This is a genomic window from Amycolatopsis sp. A133, from assembly GCF_031082405.1.
GTDB lineage: Bacteria > Actinomycetota > Actinomycetes > Mycobacteriales > Pseudonocardiaceae > Amycolatopsis.
Genome location: NZ_JAVHJU010000076.1, coordinates 218,698 through 237,755, shown reverse-complemented (window position 1 = coordinate 237,755; position 19,058 = coordinate 218,698). Strand labels below are relative to the sequence as shown.

1 protein-coding gene (running past both ends of the window) is annotated in these 19,058 nt (G+C 76.2%); it reads left to right on the top strand.

All 19,058 nt of this window come from inside a single coding sequence — locus tag Q5425_RS44760, protein-glutamine glutaminase family protein, on the top strand. Of the gene's 47,127 coding nucleotides, 10,818 precede the window and 17,251 follow it; the stretch shown corresponds to coding positions 10,819–29,876 — codons 3,607 (complete) to 9,959 (partial); the first codon wholly inside the window starts at position 1. The start codon and the stop codon both lie outside this window.

The window sequence follows — 19,058 nt, the reverse complement described above, 5'->3', positions numbered from 1 at the left end:
GACGCCCGCTTCCGCTTCCGGATCGGCGGCGACTGGGACACCCCGGGCGTGGACCTGCGGCTGTCGGCGGTGCCGGCCGACTTCGTCCCGGCGGTGGAGGCGATGCTCGCGGCCGACCCGGCGGCGGTCACCGGGGAACGGGACGAGCCCGAAGCGTTCGTGCTGGAGGACCTCCCCGACGAGCCGGCGGTTCCGGACCCGCGGCCGGAAAGCCCCGCCGTCCCCGGCGCCGGAGAGATGGTTCCGGAGCAACCGGCGGACACCGGGCCGGAACAGCCGGTGGCCGGGGAGAGCTCCGGCTTCGACGTCGACGAGTTCATGGCGGGCTTCGACGCCTCGTGGCCGTCCGATGGCTTCGACGGCTCCTTCGAGGCCTCCTTCGGTGACGCCCCGTCGTTCGACCCGGCCCCGTTCGACGCCATCAACGACTTCTTCGGCGACCAGGGCGTGTTCGAGTTCGAGCCGGGTGCCGGCCTGCTCGACTTCGGCTTCGGCCTCCCGGCGTGGGCCGGCCCGGCCACCGGCGAACAGGCCGCGGACGAGAGCGGGATCTCGCCGGGGCGGCTGGCCGAGGCCCACGACGTGATGCAGCGCCGCCGCGGGATCTCGCGGCTGGACCGCGACCCGGACGAAGTGCGCTTCGAACCGCTGGGGTCCGCCGGCGGGTCCGAGCTCACCGGGGTGCGCTCGGGTGTGGTCGTCGGCGACCGGGCCTCGGCCGTGGCGGGGGCGACGCAGTGGTTCCCGCGCAAGGACGGCGAGTTCGCCCTCATCCTGCTCGAGCACGGCCTGCGCGACGTCCAGGTGGTGATGGAGGCGCTGCGCACGGCGGGCTGGAACCGCATGGACGCGATCCGCGTGTGGGCGTGCAACGTCGGTTTCCTCGCCGCCTTCACCCGCGACCTGCGGGCCGCGGCGGGCGCCGCGGTGTTCCGGCCGACCGGGCTGCTGTACTTCGGGTTCGACGAGCCGGCCGGGTGGGACGGCCGGGCGGGCCGGGTCGGCTCGGTGGGCTACCGGGCCGACGGCACCCCCTTCTTCGCCGAGGCGGAAGCCGGCGGATGGGTCGAGGAGCTGCCCGGCGGAGAGGAGCGCCCGGCGGCGTTCGACGAGCCGTTCCCCGCCGACGCGCCGCCCCGCTACGGCCTCGGCGAGGTGGTGCACCTGGCGCCCGCGGGCGGGCAGCGGCACGGCCGGGCGGGATCGGAGTCCCTGCTGCACCCCGGCGGCGGGGGACAGGTGCGCCGGGCGCGGGCGCTGTCGGACGCCTCGGCGTGGTCGGACGCACCGGGAACGCGCGCCGGGACCGGTCCGAGCGCGGCGGATCCCGCGGTGCTGGCGGGGCTGGAGCGCGCGGAACGCGCCCGGCTGGACCACCCCGCGGTGGTGGGGGAGCCGGACTTCGCGCCGCTGCGGGAAGCGGTGCTGGCCCAGCTCGTGCAGGCGGGCGAGAAGCGCGCGGACTGGCAGGGCTGGGTGGCCGAGTCGTTCCCGGACGACGTGCTGCGGCAGCTGGACCGGACGCTGGAGACCATCCACGACGCCGAGCGGGACGTCGAGATCGAGGTCCAGGCGGTGCGGATCGGCGCGCCGATGGACGAGGTCCGGGGGATCGGCGAGATCAGCCACGAGTACCAGGGGGAGCGGCGGACGGGCGAAGCCGTCGCCGAGGCCACGCGGACCCCGCTCAACCCGACCGGTCAGAGCATTCCGGCGGGGCCGGTCACGGTCGGCGTGGGGCTCAAGGACCCCGGGGTGACGTCGGTGGGGCGGATGCGCGCCACCAGCGAGACCGGCGCGACCACCGAGGTGCGCGAGCGCGGCGGGGTGTCGCGGTCGGACCACGTGATCGTGCACCGGGTGCTGGTGCGCCCGCGGCCGGGGCGGGTGCTGCACCGGAACCGGCCCGGCGTGGTGCGCGAAGTGGCCGTGCCGGTGCGGCTGGAGTGGCCGCGCCACGACGCGGCGGCCGGGGCCAGCGGGCGGATGGTGCCGCTGGCCTACCCCCAGGCACCCCCCTCGGCGAGCCCGCAGCAGCTCACGGCGATGTTCGAAGCCTTCCGGCAGGCCCGCAAGGCGATCAAGTCGGTGCGGTTCACCGGCTTGGCCGGGCTGTACGACCGGCTGGTCGACGAGCTGAAGCTCGACCGGGCCACCGACGCGGCCACCGAGCTGGACCGGTGGCTGGACCGGATCGGCCCCGACCACGGGGTCGAGCTGTTCACCGGCGGGGTCGCGCGGCGCGTGTTCGAGCTGCCCGGGCACAAGCGGCCCGTGGAGATCATGCTGGCCCGGCGGCTGGACCCGGCTGCGGTGGCCGAGTTCGTCGGCCGGGCCGAGCAGAGCGTGGGGCACCGGCGGCGGGCGAGTGACAGTCACGGCGTCGAACACCGCGACGTCCAGGGCTGGGGCGGCGAGCTGTCGGTCGGGCTCGGCGAAGACCTGCTCGGCCTGGCCGGCGGGAAGCTCACCGTCGGGGTGTCCTACGGGCGGCAGGCCGAGCACGCCGAGCAGCACGTCGGCGGGGTGGTGGCCGAGTCGACCGAGCGCACCAGCGGCGAGGTCGAAAAGTACGGCGTCCCGTTCGAGTTCGTCGTGTCGGCGGCCGAGGTCGACCAGTCCGTCTACCGCGAGCAGGAGAGCCGGAGGCGGAAGCTGTGGCACCGCCACGAGGCCCCGCGCGTGACGTTCACCTTCGGCGCCGACGCGCGGCTGGTGCTGGCCGAGCGGATCGACCCCGACAGCGACCGCTCCAGCAGCTCCGGCAGCCGGTCGGGATCCGGCTCCCACGGCCCGGCCGGGCTGCCGCGCGAGCACGTGCCCGACTCCGTGCGCAGCGCGTGGCAGCTGACCGAGAACACGCTCGTCGACCTGACCGGGCGCATCGTGCACCGGCTGGTGCTCGACGGCGTCATCCCCGGGACCGCGGCCCAGCGCGTCCGGAACCAGCTGACCGGGTTCCTCGACGACCGCGCCACCCGGGCCCTGCTCGACGGCGGGGACGGCGTCCGGTTCCCGCTCGAAGGCACCGAGCAGGACCTCTTCCTGGTGGGCGAGCTGGACCCCGAGCACGGCCACTACCTCGGTCCGGTGCCGCGCAAGGAGCTCGCCGGGGTGATCACCGCCCGCGACGAGAAGCGGGTGGAGCAGCACCGGCGCCGGGAGAAGAAGCTCGGTGTCTCGGTCGAGGGCGAAGCCGGCCCGGTGTCGCTTTCGGGGGCCGTCGCCCTGGCCGAGAAGAAGCACCGCGGCGGGCTCGTCGCCCGCGCGGTGCAGCGGGAACAGGCCTGGAGCGGCGAGGCGGACATCCACCAGTACCGCTACCCCGTCGTCATCCAGGCCCGCCTGGGCACCGACCGCGCGCACCTCGGGCCGCCGCTGCAGTGGCGCGACGAAGACCCGGCCGCCACCGAACCCGAGTACCGGCCCGGGCTCACCGGGCGCCTCGGCATCAAGGTCGCCGCCCGCAGCGGGCTCGGCGCCGTCCCCGACCCCACCACGCCGGCCGCGGAGACCGGCTGGCTGGACGCGGATTCCGTGGGCGCGGGGCTGATCGCGTCGATGCGGCCCGGCACCCTGCCCGCCGCCTACGACCTGGACGCCTTCGCGCCGGTGCGGGGCCTGCTGTCCGCGGCCGCGGAGCTGCTGCTGGCCCCGGCGGCCGGAGGTGCCGGGGCCAAGCTGTCGGCGGCGGCGAAACGGCTGCTGCTGGGCTCGCCGTCGGAACCGCTGGGCGGCCGCGCCGAGGGGGAGGAAACCGCGTCGGCGTCGCAGGAAGCGCTGGAGACGTGGGCGAACTGGACCAGCCGCCAGGGCCGGCTCGGGCTCGCGGCCGGGCCGTCGGACGTGCTGAGCCTGGAAAGCTACAACGCGGGCAGCGACCTCGGCCTCGGCGGGCGCGACCTGACCGGCACGGCCGCGTTGTCGACCTTCTACGGCAACCCGCGGATCGTCGACCGCGAGCCGGCCCACGTGTTCGGCGGCGCCGAGAGCACCCAGACGGTGCTCACCAACGACAGCGGCAAGCAGGTCGGTGTCCCGGCGTCGTTCGGGGTGTCGGCGTCGGCGGGCGAGGTGTTCACCGGCGGCGGCGAGGTGTCGGCCGGCTACCACCGCGGCCCGGCCGCGAACGAGATCGACGTCGTGACCACCCGGGACGAGCACCAGCGCGTCGAACGCGGCTACCTGGTGGAGTTCGACGCGCGGCACCTGCTGGCGACGTCGGTGCGCGAGCGCCTGACCGGGCCGCTGGGCGGCAAGCACGACCGGCCGGCCGCCACCGGAGAGCGGGTCAAGTTCGTCCCGCGCGCGGTCCGGGTGTGGGTGCCGGCGAGCGAGCTCGCGTCGATCGGGGAGCTGTCCCCGCACGACGTGCGGCACAACCTCTTCCCCGAAGACGACGCCGCCCCCGCCGCCGCCCCGGCGCCGGCGGTGCCCGCGCCGGACCGGGCGGCCGGGCTCGAGCTGGGCCGCTTCGAGCCCGCGCGGGCCGACGTGGTGACCGAGCTGGTCGACGGGCTGCGGTCGCGGCTGCGGGAGTGGGAGAAGTCGATCACCGACCGGGACGTCGCCGCCGACTATGCGGTGCTGCACGACGCGATGGCGCGCGCGTTCGGGGATCGCCTGCTGCTGGGCGGGTTCGACGTCACGATGCGCAACATGCTCAACGGCGGCGACGAGCTGTTCGCCGCGCGGATCGGGAAGTCCGGCAAGCTGGAGCAGCTCGTCGTGGTCAAGGCGGAGCGGACCACGACCCGCCCCGGCGGCGGGGACACCCGGCACACGCACCGTTCGACGGTGACGACCAACCGGCTGGTGCGCGACGGAGTCGTCTCGACGGTGAGCTACGGCTTCTCGGCCAAGGGCACGCCGGCCATCCCCACGCCCGGCTTCCCGGGTGCGGGATTCCTGCTGGGCGGCGCGGTCGAGCCCAAGGCCGCCGCCGAGGGCAGCCGCACGAAGCGCCGCGGGCCGGTGCGGACCGAGAAGCACACCACCGTCTACACCCACACGGGCCGGTCCGACCGGCACGAGCACGGCCTGAAGGTCGAGTTCCTGCTGCGGCCCTGGGCGCGCTCCGGGGTGTACCGGCGGCGGATCCCGCTGCTGCGCCAGACCCCGGTCACGGGCCTGGAAACCCTGCCGGGCCTGGAACTCGAGACGGCGTTCCGCTCGACGGTCCCGGCCTTGCCCGCCGGCGGCACCGCCCTGGACCGCCGGCCCGGCTCGCTGCGGGAGCAGTGGCGGCGCGAGGGCAGCACGCCCGGGGTACCCGCGGACGCCGTCGTCGCGGCCTGGCCGTTCCCCGCGCCCAAGCTGCAGAACCAGCTGCTGGGCCTGCTCGGGCGGCTCAACGCCCGCCGCGGGCACGGCCTGCTGGCCGGCAGCCGGGCCGACCGGCTCAGCTCCCACTTCGCCACCGGGCTCACCGGAGCCGGGCACGTCGTGACGGTGGACAGCACGACGGTGGCGAGCGTCGCGATCACCTTCGACCTCACCGACCGGGAACTGGTGCGCGCCATCCCGGGCGGAACGGTGACGAGCCACCACGCGACGGACGAGGACACCACCACCGCGGTCGCGACCGCCGGCAAGTTCACCGCCACCCCGCTCGGCGGCCTGCCCGCCGCGCTCGCCGGCGACCTGGCCACGTTCACGAAGGAGAAGACCCGGGAGCTGCCCGCCGACGACCCGGACCGCACCGACGTCACCGGCCCGGCGCAGGACCGGCCGGTCTACCTGGTCAAGGCCACGCTCAACCCCACGATCACCCTGCACGCCCACGACGGAACGGCGTCGGCCCCGGTGCACCTGGGCCCCGACGGGACGGTCAGCTTGCGCGTCGACGAGGCCGGAGCCCGCGCGCTCGGCCTCGACCCGGCCGCTGCCCGCCCCGCCACCGCGACCGGCGCGACCCCGGCACCCGCCACCGGACCCACCCGGCGCGGCTCGGCCCCGGCCGCGTCCGCCCCGGCGCCGGTCCCGCGCGACGGCGCCACCGCACTGACCCGCCCGCTCGGCCTCCGCACCCCGGCCACCCGGGCCCGGGTCGGGGCGATCCTCGGCGATCCGGCCTCGAAGGTGGGCCGTGCGGCGAGCCGGCTGCCCGCCGAATCGGGCGTGCTCGGCCTGGTCCTGCTCGACCACGCGCTGCGGGACGTGCCCACGGCGGTGACCGCGCTGCGCGCCGCGAACTGGAACGGCCGCGACCGGATCCGGCTCTACGCCTGCAACGTCGACGACCTCGACGGCCTGGCCACCGCCCTGCACCAGGCGGTGGGCGTCGACCTCGCGTGGCCCAAGGGTCTGCTGTGGCTGGGCATCGACACGCCGGGAACGGCGGTGCGGGTGGGGGACACCACCTTCACCGCCGACGGACGGCCGCGGTTCCGCGAACCGGCGGACGGCTGGCACATCGCGGCGAAGCACCGCAAGCTCGTCAAGAAGGGCCGCTTCCCGCACTACACCCAGCCCGTGCCGGCCGACGCGCCGCCGCGGCTGGGGCTGGCCGAGCCGGCGCACCTGGGTCCCGACCACCCGGCGGACTCCGGGGTCGCCGCGCTGGAGAACTGGCGGCCGTCCGGGGCCGCGGGGCAGCCGGCGACGTGGCGGGCGCAGTGGGCGCTGCTTTCGGCCGAGGGCCGCTTGCCCGCGGATTTCCCGGCGCCGGCCGGGGAGGACAAGCCGACCGGGGCGGCGTGGCTCGCCCTGCGGCAGTGGGCGCGCGGAATGCTCACCGAGACCGGCGAGGACGGCGAACCCGCCTACGGCCTGCCCGCGATCCGGGCCGCGGCCGGCAAGAACACCCTCGAAGGCGCGCTGAGCAACTGGGCCAAGGACCGGCCCACGCGGCAGCAGCGGCCGCCGCGGGCCGCGGCCGCCGAGCCGGTGCACGCCGGGGTCGCCGAGCTGGTGGACTGGCGGCCGTCCGGGGTTCACGGGCAGCCGAAGACGTGGCGGGAGCAGTGGGCCCGGCTGCACGACGGCGGCCGGTTGCCCGCCGGCTTCCCGGCCCCGGCCGAGGACGGAAAACCGACCGGGGCGGCGTGGCTCGCCCTGCGGCAGTGGGCGCGCGGAATGCTCGCCGAGACCGGCGAGGACGGCAAGCCGGTGCACGGCCAGCTCGCGATCAAGAACGTGGCCGGCGAGAACACCCTCGAAGGCTCGCTGGCCAACTGGGCGAAGGAACGCCCCAAACCGCAACCGGCGGCGGGTTCGTCGGTGGCCGGGCCGTCCGGCGCCACGGGGCCCGTGGCTGGGCCGTCCGGGACGAGCCTTCTCGGCGGGCCGGTGGCGGGTTCGTCGGCGGCTGGGCCGTCCGGGACGAGCCTTCTCGGCGGGCCGGTGGCTGGGCCCTTCGGCGCCGCCGGGCCCGTGGCCGGGCCGTCGCGCGTGGAACCGCAGCCGATCGCGGCCGGGACGCAGTGGGAACGGCCCGAGCAGCCGGCGCCCCCGGTCCCGCCGTTCGCCGGAGCCCGGTGGGATCCCCTGGCCGGCGGCGCCCAGCTGCTGTGGACCGGCAACTTCTCCGGGAAGGCGGCTTCGCAGAAGTACGACACGCTGCTCCCGGCCGACCTCGGCGCCCTGCGGCAGGTCGTGCGCGCGCTGGTGCCCGAGCTGCTGCGCCGGGCCGGGCTCGGGCTGGAGCCACCGGACCTGCGCATGGTCCACGACCTGGAGCAGCAGGGCACGGCGAAGCTGCAGCGCCCGGGCATGCGGCGGCACCGCGCGGAGATCGTCCGCATCCTCACCGAACTCGTCGACGAGGAACTCGACCGGAGCACCGGCGGCGGCCCGGGGTTCACCTCGGCCGGCCTCGGGCTCGCGGTCGACTCGATCTACGCGCGGAAGAAGGACGACGACACGTCGCCCAGCAAGTACTCGCTGCTGTGGTTCCCTGACCCGGGGGCGCCGCGCGCCGCTTACCGGACGGCCACGTCCGTTGCGCTGGAGTACCCGCACGGGGTGGCGGAGCTGCCGGCCGCGCACGCGAACCGCCTCCGCGAGGTCGTCCGCGGGCACGTGGAACGGGCCTGGGCGCACGGTGTGGGCCCGATACCGCCGATCCGGTTCGAAGCCGAGCGGGCCGAACGGGAGCGGGCGCAGGTCCACGAGGCCCGCGTGACCCACCTGACCGAGCTGGTCCACGCCGTCGTCGCCGAGGAAGCCGCCCGCCTCGCACCGGACCGCCGTCCGGCCGAGCTGGTGCCCGAGCTGCTGTTCCCCGGGCCGGAGACCGAGGACACCGCCATGCACGGTGCCGGGCTGCGGGTCGCGCTGGCCCCCGCGGTGCCGGTCCCCGCCGGCCCGCCCGCGCCCGGGACGTGGCTTTCCGGGGAGGAGGGCGCGACGGAGGTGCGCTGGGAAACCGGCGCGCCGGTCCCGCCCGTCAGCTCCGACTGGGACCCGGTCGCGGCCGGCGCGGCGGAGCTGTGGCGGGGCGGGTTCGACGGCGAAGGCCGCAACCAGAGCACCGACCGGCTGGTGCCCGCCGACGAGGCCGCCCTGCGGCAGGTGGCGCGCGACCTGGTGCCCGAGCTGCTGGACCGGGCCGCCCGCGGCACCGAACCACCCGACCTGCGCATCATCCACTCGTGGCCCCGGCAGGGCACGGCCCGGTTGCAGCGCGCCACCGTGCAGGCCCGTCTCCGGGCCATGCCGCACATCCTGCTCCGCCTGATCGACGAAGAGATCGCTCGCCGCACCGCCGGCGGGTCGGTGGTGACTGCGGCCGGCGCGGGACTGAAGGTGACGACTCTCTTCCAGTGGAAGAAGGCCACGGACCCCTCGCCCGGCAACTACCGGCTGCTCCGGTTCCCGGATCCCGCCCGGACGACGGCCGGCTACCGCGACGCATCCGCGCTGGAAGTGGAGTTCCCGGCCGGGTCCGGCGAGCTGCCGTCGGCGCACGTGGACCGGCTGCGCCGGGTCGTCCGGGGTGCGGCGGCGCGGGCACTGGCCGCCGGCGCGGACAAGATGCCGCCGATCCGGGTGGCCGTCGAGGCGGGTACCGACGCGCCGCTCGGCTCCGGCTACCTGGGGGCGCTGGTCCGCGCCTTCGTCGGCGAAGAGCTCCGCAGCCAGGGGTCCGCGCTCGACCCCGACGAGTTCGCGCCCGCCTTGGAGTACCCGCGCTCGGCACCGGTCGTGGCCAGTTCGAACGGAACCTGGCTCACCGTGACGACCGAGGGCGCGCCGTCGGGTTCGAGCGCCCGCACGGGCGAAGCCGAGAGGCGTCTCGAATCCTGGCGACCGTGGAATTCCGACGCGTCGACGTGGCGCGAGGAGTGGGAACGGCTGTACGCGCAGGGATGGCTGCCCGCGGCGTACCGGCTCCCGGCGGCGGACGAGCGGTTGACCGGGCTGCCCTGGAAAGCGTTCCGCACCTGGGTTCTGGGCATGCTCGGCGAGACGGTGGCCGGCCGGCCCGCCTTCACGGCGCCGGAAATCGTGGAACTGGCCGGGTCCACGGCGATCACGCTCATCACGTTGCGCAAGTGGCGGCGGCTGCTGCCCGCCGACGCCCCCGGCGCCGCGGACGACGTGACCGTGGGCCTGGTGTCGTGGCGGCCGTGGGACCCGGGCGCTTCGACGTGGCTGGCCCACCTGGAATCGTTGCGGGAACAGGGAGTGCTGCCACCGGCGTTCGCGGTGCCGGCCGCGGGCGAGCAGGCGTCGGGGCTGACGGCCAAGCTGCTGCGGTTCTGGTTGCTGGGGATGCGAGGGGTGGTGACGCCGGGCGGGGGTCCCGCCGTCATCCCGGCGGAAGTCGTGCAGTGGGCGGGCATCCCGGTCGAGCGGAAGAAGCTGCGCGACCTGTGGCGCTGGGCGGAGGAGCGCCGGCCGGAGCCGGAGCCGGGTGCCGTCGCGCAGCCGGCCGAATACGCGGAACTCGAGTCGTGGCGCCCGTGGACGTCGGAGTCGGCGACGTGGCGCGAGGCGTGGGAGCGGCTGCACACCCGCGGGCTGCTCCGGCCGGCGGACCGGCCGGCGCCGGGTAGGTGGCCCGCCGGGCCGATCCGCATCGCGTTCCGCAAGTGGGCGCTGGGCATGCTGGGCGAGCGGGTGGCCGGCCGGCCCGCGTTCAGCAAGCCGGAGATCGTGCGGCTGGCCGGGCCGACCACGGTCAACGTCCGCACCCTGCGACGGTGGCGGAAGCTGCTGCCCGCGGACACCGGCGCGGTCGACGCCGCCACCGCCGGCCTGCTGTCGTGGCGGCCGTGGGAATCGAACACGCCGACGTGGGTCGCGGAGCTGGAGTCGTTGAAGGAGCGGGGCGTGCTGCCGCCGGCGTACGCGGTCCCGGCGGCGGGGGAGCGCTTGTCGGGGCACTCGGCGAAGCTGCTGCGGTTCTGGTTGCTGGGGATGCGGGACGTGACGACGCCGGGAGACGGTTCCGCCGTCACCGCCGCGGACGTCGTGCACTGGTCCGGCGACGACTCGATCGAGCCCGGCCGGGTTCGCGAGATGTGGAAGTCGGCGGCGGCGCGGGAGGAGCGCCGGGCGGCGGAGGCCGGCCCCGCGGCGGCGGTGCCGGACGACGACATCCTCGGCGCCGGTACCCCGGCCGGCCGGGCGGCCGAGGAGGCGCAGGACGTCGACGACGACCTGGCCGAGCTGCTGAACGCCCTCCTCCAAGACGACGAGGGCGGGGTACCGGCCCAGGACGTCTACGAGCCGTTCGACCCGTGGCCGGGCTTCGACGAGGAGGACTTCGACCCGTACCAGGGCTTGGAGGGCGACGACTTCGGCTTCCGCGACCTGTTGGACGACCTGAACCGGCCCGCGGCCCAGGACTGGCACGACACCCTCCCGGAGCTGCCGGGGCCGTCCGGGGTGCCCACCGACCGGAGCCGGCAGGCCGAAGCGGCCCGCGCCCACCGCCGCCGGCACTCGCGAGCGGACCGGACGGTCTCCCCGGGTGAGGACTTCGTCCCGATGCCACCGCGGCAGGCGCCGGACGGCCCGGCCGGGACTTCGGCTGAAACGCCGCGGGCCGAGGAGCCGTCGGCTGAGTCGCGGCAGCCGGTGCCGAACACCCCGGCAGAGACTTCGGCTGCAGCGCCGCGAGCCAACGAGCCGAAGCCGAACGCCCCGGCCGGAACCCGAACTACAGCGCCGCGGGCCGGGGACCCGGCGGCCGACGAGGCATGGCGGCACAGCGAGGCCGGGTCGGCGAGCTGGTTCGACGCGCCGGCCGATCCGCTGCGGCCGGCGGAGTGGGAGCACCTGCGCGCCGGCGCGCAGGTGCGCACGGTGGACACCGAACTGGCCGACCCGAAGGTGCGGGCGGAGCTGGGGCCGGACGGGCGCCGGCTGCGGATCGGCCGGTACCCGCACCTGGTGCGCTACGACCTGCGCCGGATGGAGGTGCGCCCCGGCCGGTTCGTGCAGGAGTACACCGTGCGGCTGCGGCCGGACGCGTCCGCGGTGACCGGCGCCGAACGACGCGCCGTCTTGAAGCAGGTGCGCGCCGGGCTGACCGACCTGGGCGTCACCGGCGGGCTGCGGCTGCCGGGCGGGGACCAGCTGCACGTGCGCGTCGAGTTCACGGCGGCGGACGAGCCCGCGCACGCCGGCGTCGTCCTGCTCGAGGCCGCCGATCCGCGCGAGAGCCACCAGCTCCGGTGGAACGTCCGCGACGGACGGGCGCTCGCGCACGAGGTCCTGCACTTCCTGGGCCTGGTGGACGAAGGCCTGGACGCGAACCGCGTCTTCCTGCGCACCGCCGGGCGCAGCCGGGTGGCCGCCGACGACGGGCCGATGGGGGCGGCGATCCACACGGGTGCGGTGTTCAAGCCGCGGCACGCGTGGCTGCTCGAGCGCACGATGGCCGGCCAGCTGGGCCCGGTCGCCGGGTGGAACCCGGTGCCCGCGCGGACGGCGCTGCCGGACCTGACCGGGACGGACGGCCCGCGGCTCGCCGGGGAGGACATGGTCCCCGTGGCGGACGGCCCGTACGCGCGGCGGCTGCACGACCAGCTCGCCGGCCCGGACCCGGTGGACTTCCGGGAAGTGCTGAACATCCTGCGCCAAGCCCACGTCCGCCGCGACGGCGCGGCGTTCGCTGCGGCGTTCGCCGAGGCCGCCGGCACGGACCTGGGCACCGCGCTCGACCGGGCGCAGGAAGCGGGCCGGCTCACCGAGGAACAGGTCCACCGGGTACTGGACCGCTTCGGCGTCACCGCGGGCAGTCACCTCGAGCCCGGCGACGTGCCGCCGGTCCCGCTGATCCGGACCGACGCCGGCGTGGACCTGCCGGACCTGCCGGACGTGCAGCGCTTCGCGGCGGTCCTCGCGGACTGGATCGCTTCCGGCGTCGAGGGTGACGCGCTGGCGTTGGTGGAGCGGCTGGACCGCAACCCGCGGGCGCTGTGGGCCGTGACCGGCGCGTACCGGCAGCTGACCGCCCGCGACGGTGGCGAGCCCCGCGACCTGGAAGAGGACCTGCGCACCGCGTTGCCGGAGGAGAGCGACTACCTCGACCACGTGTTCGCGCAGCCGTCGCCCGAGGTGGCGGCGTGGCGAGCGACCCCGACCGCCGTCGAGTGGGACACCGCGCTCGAGTGGCTGCGCGAACTCAAGGCCATGACGCTGGACCTGCGGGACCGCTCCGTCCCGGTGCCGCACGAGTACACCGACGAAGGGTGCTACGTCCGGGCACACCTGAGCGTGCTGAAGCTGCAGCAGCTCGGCGCCGAGCCGCGCAAGATCTTCGCGGCCTGGGACGAGGGGCTGCGCGGGCCCGACAACGACTTCGACGGGGCCGGCGAGGAGATCATCTGGGACTTCCACACCGCCGCCCTGGTCTACGTCCGCGGCCCGCGGGGTCCGGAGTGGATGGTCTTCGACCCGTCCTTCGCCGATCACCCGCTGGGGCAGCGGGAGTGGATCGCGCGGATGGGGGCGGAGCTTCCCGAGCCGCCGATCGAGGGGCCGCTGAAGACGGTCACCGACGTCATGGACGTGCTGCGCCGGGACACCTGGCGGTGGGGCGAAGACGGCCAGATGACCGTCCCGTACGCGATCGTCACCGACGCGCACGCCTCGCAGTGGGTGGTGGACCGCGACCGGTACCGGCAGCTGGATTCGCTCCGCGAGTACGACCGCCTGGTGCGCAACCTGGAGGAAGGCGACCAGGTCCGGCACGCGGAGATCGTCGCGCGGCGGAAGCTGGCCGGGCGGATCAAGGACCACGTCACCGGGCTCTACGGACGCGGCGTCGAAACCGGCGCCTACCCGGGCGAAGACGAGCTCTTCGCCGCGGTGCGGTCGATCCTCGGGGAAAGCCCGGCCCGGGCCGGGCTGCTCGACGACGTGCCGCGGTTCGGCGATTACCTGCAGCAGATCCTGCCGAACCGGCACCCCGAGCTCGAAGCGCTGCTCACCGCGCCGGAGGACGCCGGGTTCGTGCCGATGCCCCCGCGGCCCGCGGACGCGGCCGCACCGGAGCGGATCACCGTGCCCTTCGGCGGCAAGGGCGTCAAGACGCCGGCGCCGGCCGACCGCCGCGCCGTCACGGACCTCGGCCGGAAGCTGTTCGCCGACCGCCTCGACCAGCACCGGCAGGGCCGGCCCCGCACCACCGTCCGGATCACCGGCTACGGCACCACGTTGTTCTCCGCGCGCGAATCGGGGCTCGAGCGCGCCACCGCCGTGCGCGACGTCCTGCTCTCCGGAATGGCGGCCGAGCACCGGGAACGGACCGCGAACGGGGAAAGCCTGCCGCCGCTGGCCGAGCTGACGGCGGAGGTGGAAGCCGGTTCGGGCGGCCGGTCGGGCGGCGGTGCGGCCGGGCGCCGGGCCGTGATCGAGCTGCACCACCGCCCGACCGACCGGCGGGTTCTCGAAGCGGCGCGGGGCGCGGCCGCCCCGATCGGCTACCACGCCGACGGGGTTCCCGGTGGGGTCAGCTCCGACCCCGACGCCCGGATGGGCTTCGAAATCGAGGCGAAGCTGCGCGGCGAGGGCTTCCGGCAGCAGGTCAAGGAGATCGCCGCCGCCCTGCGCCACCCCGACCTGCTGTGGCGCCCGGACGCGGCCCCCCTGAACGAGCGGCAGCGGTGGGCCCGGTTCCAGGAGCTGCTGGACCTGCTGGAGCTGAGCCCGGCCGCGCGCGACCAGGTGATCCAGCTGTACGCCGCGACGCGGCCGTGGGAGCCGACCGGCTACACCGACGACCGCAAACGGCTGCTCACCGTCGGCGCCCCGAGCCACGGTCTCGTCTTCCCGGCACCCGGGGACAGCGTGGCGTCCGCGGTGCGCGTCGCCGAACTGCTGCCGCGGTACCCCGGGGTCCAGGTCGTCAAGGTGACGCTCACCCCCGACGGCAAGCACGTGCGGCTGTGGGACGGCAGCACCCGCACCTTCCGCGAGTACGCGCAGCTGCTGCACCTGCGCTACCGGGACGTGGCCGAGCACCTGAAGTTCGTGCTCCTCGCCGACGGTGCGGCCACCCCGGCCGCCGATCCCGAGCCGGGGGCGCGCACGCTCGCCGGGACCGTCTCGGAGCACAGCCGGGCGCAGGTGCTGGCCCCGGGCGGCGGCGCCACGCTGTCCGCCCACGGCCGGGTGCGGGCGGGATCGGTCGCCTTCGGCGCACGCGGGGTGGCCTCGCCCGCTCCCGCGAGCGAGGGCGGGTGGGTGCTCTACCGCGACGGCGCCGAGCGGCGCCGGCTGGCCGCGAAGGACCTTGACGAGGCAGTCGAGGCCGCCGGGCTGGCCGACCGCGTTCCGGCCCGCCGCCGGGCGCGCCCGGTGCCCGGTGGGCTCGCCCCGGTCACGGGCACCACTTCCCACCTCCCGGGCGGCCAGGCCGTGACGCCGGTCCGCGCCGGCGTGGTGCTCGGCGACCCCGGCTCGGCGTGGGGGCGCGCGGCCCGGTGGCTGCCCCGCGAGGACGGCGTGTTCGGCCTGGTGCTGGCGGACGAAGGACTGCGGGACGTGGCCGCGGCGCGCGAAGCCCTGCGGCGCGGCGGCTGGAACGGCTCCGACCCGGTCCGGGTCTACGACTGCAACGTCGACGGGCTGGCGGAGTTCACCCTCGGCCTGGCCGACAGGCTGGACCGGGTCGTGTACCGGCCGGCGAAGCTGCTGTGGGCCGGGGTCGAGGGGCCGGGCCCGGCCGTGCGGGTCGGCGACCTGGGTGTCACCCGTGACGGCCGGCCGGGCTTCGTCGCGAGCGAGGGTGAACCGTGGGTGAAGCAGCACCCGGGCGGGCGGACCGAACCCGCCACCTACGCCCTGCCCGTTCCCGACGACGCGCCGGCCCGCCTCGGGCTGAAAGCGCCGGAGCACCTGGCCCCGCCGCCCGCCGGACCGGCGGCCAAACGGGCCAGGCACGCCACCCCGGGCGAAGCGTTCGACGGAACCGGGGACGCGGCGGGTGCGCTGGCCTTCGCGGCCGGACCCGGGGAACTGGCGCACTGGAAAGAGGTCTACGAAGACCTGCCGGCGCGCGAAGACGGCCGTCCGCTGTACGTGTTCGTGACCGCTCGCGACGGCGGGTTCGACGTCGGCGGCGAGGTGCTCGACGGAGCCGGCCTCGCGGCCGCGGTCAAGAGCAGCCCGGCGTACCGGCGGGCGCTGTTCGCGGAACCGGAGTTCGCGGTCAGCGTCGTTCTCGCCGGGCCCGAGCGGCCCGTCGCCGCCCTGGGCGAGTTCGCCGAGGCGCTGCGGGGCCGCGGACCGTACCGCGAAGTCGACGTCGCCGACCGGCCCGTGGCCGGCGATCCGGGCCGCGGGACGTTCTCCCGCGTTTCCCGGCTGCACCTGGCCGATGTCTACTGGCTGCCGCTGACCGACGCGCACGAGCGGGACCACGGCCTCGGCTTCCCCGCCGGCCGGTGGGTCGGGAAGCTGGCGCAGAAGGCCGTCCGGCAGGCCACCGACCACGCCCAGCGGGTGCTCGCCGCCGAGCCCGGCGCGGACGAGCGTCACGAGGAGAGCGACGAGGACGCCCGGACCGAAGTCGTCGCGGCCTGGGCCGGGGCGACCGGCCCCGGCCGGGCGCGCCCGTTCCACCTGCTGCTCGACGGCCGGTCGGGTGGGTACCTCATCGGGCTGGCCGAACGCCACGCCCGGGTGTGGGTGAGCCCGGCCGAGCTGGCCCGGCTGATCCGGGAGACGCCCGTCTTCCGGCGGATCGCCGCCGCCGCGGTCCGCCGTCCGCTCGTGATCGCCACTTCCGATCCGGCGGGGATCCCGGCCGCCGACCCGAACGACGCGCTGCTGGCGGAGCTTCGGGCGCTGTCGGGACCGTGGCCGGCGCACGTGTTCACCGGCCCGGTGGGGATCGACCGCCACTACGGGTTCCTGACCCTGCCCGGCGGGAGCGCGTTCCGCGAGGTGCCGATCCCGGTGGAGGACTTCGACCCCGCCTTCTTCGGTTCGGTGTTCGGCTTCCTCACGGGCGAAGACCGCAGCCGCTCGTTCGCGCCGGTGTGGGCCTTCGGGCAGCTCGCCGACGCCGGCGCGGCCACCGTGCGCGGACCGTGGGGCCCGCGCCGCCCGGTGTTCGTCGTGCTGGACGGCGCGGCGGACCACGCGAAGCTGGGCCTGGCCGACGGACCGGACGTGGAGGTGACGGGGAGCGCGGTCGGGCGGCTGCTGCTGTCGGTGCCCGAGTTCCGCGAAGTGCTGGAGCACGCGCCGGACCGGCCGGTCGTGGTGGTGTCCGCCGGCGGCGGCGCCCGGGTGAACTTCGGTGGGCTGGGCTTCGACCTCGCGGGGGCGTTCCGGGCCGCCGGGCTCTTCCCGGACGTCTTCGCCCCGACGAAGGGGGTCCGCGCCGACGGCACCGGGCTCACGCTCGAACCGGGATCGGTGTTCGTGCCGGTGTCCCGGTGGCGCGCGGGGGACCTCAAGACGCTCTCGCTGAGCAATCCCGAGGGCTCGCTCTCGCTCCGGCTCGTGCGGGCGGCGGGCGACGACGAGCTGGCCGAGGGCCTGCGGGACTGGCTCGCCCGCACCACCGCCGAGTCGTTCGCGGAGTTCCTCGACCGCGACGGCACGCGCCGGGCCGTGCCGTGGGACCCGCAGCAGCCGCCGGTGCTCATCGTCGCGAGCAGCCCGGCGCCGGGCCGGTACGCGGGTGTGCGCGGCGACGACGCCCAGGTCCTGCTCGACGAGACCTGGTTGAGCGAGGTGCTGCGCGACGACGAGGACCTGCGGGCCCTGGCGGGCGACCAGGCCGACGTGCCGTTCCTGGTGCTCGGGCTCGGTGCCGGCACCTCGTCCCTGACGGCGTTCTCCGCGGGCCTGCTGCCGGGCGGGTACGCCCGCACCCTGTTCCGGCCGCTCGGGCCGGTCTCGTTCTCGGCGTCGGGCACGCTGCGGGTCGACGGCGACGGGTTCGCGCGCCTCGACCCGGTCCAGCCCGGACCCGGTGACCTGCTGAGCTACCCGCACGTGACGCTCGACGGCGTCGTGCACGGCCAGTTCTTCCCCTCCAAGGCGTTCGACGCGGCGAACGAAGCGCTGCACGGGCTGCGGTACGCGAGCACGGAGAGGACGACTTACGACCGGCAGCTGCCGGGCACCGTGGTGCGGGCCGTCGTGCCGTGGGCCGGCTTCGGCAGCCGGCCGTGGCGCGTCGACGGGCACGGCGGCCTCGACGGGCTCGTCTTCGCGATGCGGACCGGCCGTCCGCACGTCGCCGGCGACAAGCTGACGTGGGAAGAGGACCAAGCGGCCCGGGCGGTCTACGCCAGCGAGATCTTCGTGCGGGCCGGCGCCCCCGGCGGCCTGGTGCTGCTCGGCCACTGCCGGGTCGACGGACGGCGGCCCGGGCAGGTCACCGTCGGCTTCGGCGTCAAACGGGCGTGGGAACGCGACTTCCGGCCGGTGGTCCTGTTCGGCGCCGACCAGGAGGTGATCGCCGGCACGGGCGGCACCCTCACCGTCGCCGGCGGGGGCTACCTCCGCGAGATCGCCGCCCCCGTCGACCTGTCCGATCTGGACATGGTGCCGCTCTCGCACGGCGCGGGCGGGACCGCGGGTGTGTTCTTCCCCCGGCCCGGCGGCGACGAGGCCGCGATCGTGCGGCGCGCGTTCGAGCGCGGGGCCGGCGACCCGGACGCCTACACCACGGCCATCCACCACAGCGAGGACGGCTTCTCGGTGTGGCGCAAGTCCGACCGCACCCGGATCCGGCTCGACGAGCACGGCGTCCTGCGGCTGCTGCACAGCGCCGGCCTGCCGGGCGCCCAGGCCTGGCGGGCGCGGCCGAAGCTGGTGTTCCTGGCCTGCGCCGTGGGCGATCCGGTGCTGAGCGGCCGGTTGGCCGCCCTGCGCACCCTGCTGCGCGAGGACGGCTACCGCGGCCGCGTCGGCGGTCCGGTCACCCGGATCGAGGTCTTCGAAGACGGCGAGGTCCGGCCCGCGGGCACCCGCGCCGACGGCTCGCCGGCACGGTCGGTGGAGCTGGCCGGTCCCGGCGACCGGCCGGACGGCGCCACGCACGAGTGGACCGGCCGGTTCGACCGGAACCGGCAGCTGCGCGGCGCCGACGACGCCGCGCTGGCGGACCTGGCCCGCGCGTTCGCCGTCCGGCTGCTCGAGCTCGCCCGCGACGGCCGCGAGGGGCTCGACATCCGGCTGACCGGGTACGCCGGCGCCGCGTGGGAGCGGGCGGCCGTGCCGGCGCTGGCGGACCGCTTCCGCCTGCTGATCGACGCGCAGCTGCGGGCCCTTCAGGACGGCGAGCCCCGGCACACCGCCGACAGCACGGGGCTGGCCGTCACCGCGGCGGTCTTCACCGCGGGTACCGATCGCCGCCTCGAGCTGTGGACCCACCCCGGCCCCGGGCGGCGGGTCGCCGACTACCGGACCGCGGAGACCTTGGACGTCGACTACGCCCACCGCTCGGCCCTGCTGCCCGTCGCGCACGCGAACCGGGTGCGCTGGGCCGTGCAGGGCGCGGCCGTGCGGGCGATCCGGGCCAGGCTCCGGCCGCTGCCGCCGGTGCTGGTGGCCGTCCGGGGCCAGGTCAACGAGGTGGCCGCCGCGCACGCCGAGCGCGAGGCGGGATTCACCGCGCTGGTGCGGCAGGCGCTCAC